This window comes from Peribacillus sp. FW305-BF15, assembly GCF_058783805.1.
In genome coordinates, this window is record NZ_JBYSYV010000063.1 from 1 (window position 1) to 1,617 (window position 1,617).

Sequence of the window (1,617 nt, forward strand, 5' to 3'; positions counted from 1 at the left end):
CATAAGAAACTCCTATGGCGGCGCTCCTCGCCGCCACCATCTACTACGAAAATCTAAACTCAAAAATAGAGTCTAACCCATAAACCCCTTGACGATAATGGATGATAACAATACAACCAGGCTGAACTTTTTTTGGTGGATCTTAAGGAAGATACCCTGTATAAGAAACTGGTTGTGACAGTATGGAAGAACCATTTAGTGTACTGCTAGTACGTATACAAAAATTTTTGTAACAAATCTACTGTCATATGTATTGTTAATCTTTTATTGAGGTGATTCTCCTATGGAAGCAATGATTGAACGGTGTGCTGGCCTAGATGTACACCAAGAAACAGTAGTAGCCTGTGTATTATTTGGTCCATTAGATAAAAAGCCAAAGACCTCTATTGAAACTTTTTCAACTACAACAACGGGACTGTTGGCTTTAAGTGATTGGCTCTCTACCCTTCAGGTATCCGATGTTGTGATGGAAAGTACCGGAGTCTACTGGAAACCAATATGGAATATACTCGAAGGATCTTTTCACCTTGTTCTTGCCAATGCCAGGCATGTCAAAAATGTTCCAGGGCGTAAAACTGATGTGAAAGATGCCGAATGGCTTGCCAAGCTTCTAAGATGCGGACTTATTGAAAGCAATTTTGTCCCACCAGAGGATATTCGTGATTTACGAGATCTTACTCGTTATCGAAAAAAATTGATTCATCATCGCACCTCAGAGCAGAATCGCATTCACAAAATTCTTCAAGATGCTAATATCAAGCTAACATCCGTGCTATCAGACATTTTTGGTGTATCGGGACGCCGTATCCTTGAAGCGATTCTAAACGGTGAAAAAATAGAGACCGATGGTCTTCGAAAAATGGTGGATTGGCGAACAAAAGCAAGTATTACTGACATTGCCCATGCAATTAATGGTCGTATTCGCCGTCATCACCGTGATATGTTGCGTTACCATTGGGATCATATGAGTTATTTAGAAAAAGCCATAGAAGAATTGGAAAAACAAATCGATCAACTCCTGTCCCCCTATCGTAAGGAAGTAGAATTATTGGATGGTATACCTGGTGTGAACAAAGCTGCCGCAGCTACTTTTATTGCGGAGATGGGCGTTGATATGTCCGTATTTAAGTCGGCTAAACATCTTGCATCTTGGGCTGGTGTGAGTCCCGGAAATTACGAAAGTGCTGGTAAAAAAAAAACGAGTAAAACCACACAAGGAAATAAAGCATTAAAAACGATGGCCGTAGAGTGTGTATTAGCGACATCAAGGCAAAATAACCGAATTGCTTCACATCGAAAAAGGATTACCAAACGGCAGGGAAAAATGAAGGGAAGAATCGCTTCTGCCCATTTACTATTAACGATTGCTTACAACATCTTAAAAACAGGAGAACCCTATCATGAACTAGGTTCAAATTACCTTGAAGAAAAACAAATGAACAAAGAATTAAAAATGATCGAATACCTAAAAAAGAAAGGCTATACAATCGCTCCATCTGAACAACAAACTGCATAACCATTAAAATAACGACATGGTACATTTACGTCCTTCAAAAAATTAGAATATGGTGGGCTTATTTTGTATGGCCTTTCACGAATATATTTTCATACAAAAAA

The 1,617-nt window shown here is 39.0% G+C and carries 1 protein-coding gene; it reads left to right on the forward strand.

Annotated features, from left to right (window positions below):
* Positions 1–283: 283 nt before the first annotated feature.
* Entirely contained in the window at positions 284–1,516 is a 1,233-nt protein-coding gene (locus tag AC3WLU_RS26690) for an IS110 family RNA-guided transposase (protein ID WP_492598223.1), read from the forward strand.
* The last annotated feature ends 101 nt before the right edge of the window (positions 1,517–1,617 follow it).

What these genes read in the sequence shown, in the direction of transcription:
- AC3WLU_RS26690 (WP_492598223.1), top strand. Translation starts at nt 284, where the DNA reads ATGGAAGCAATGATTGAACGGTGTGCTGGCCTAGATGTACACCAAGAA.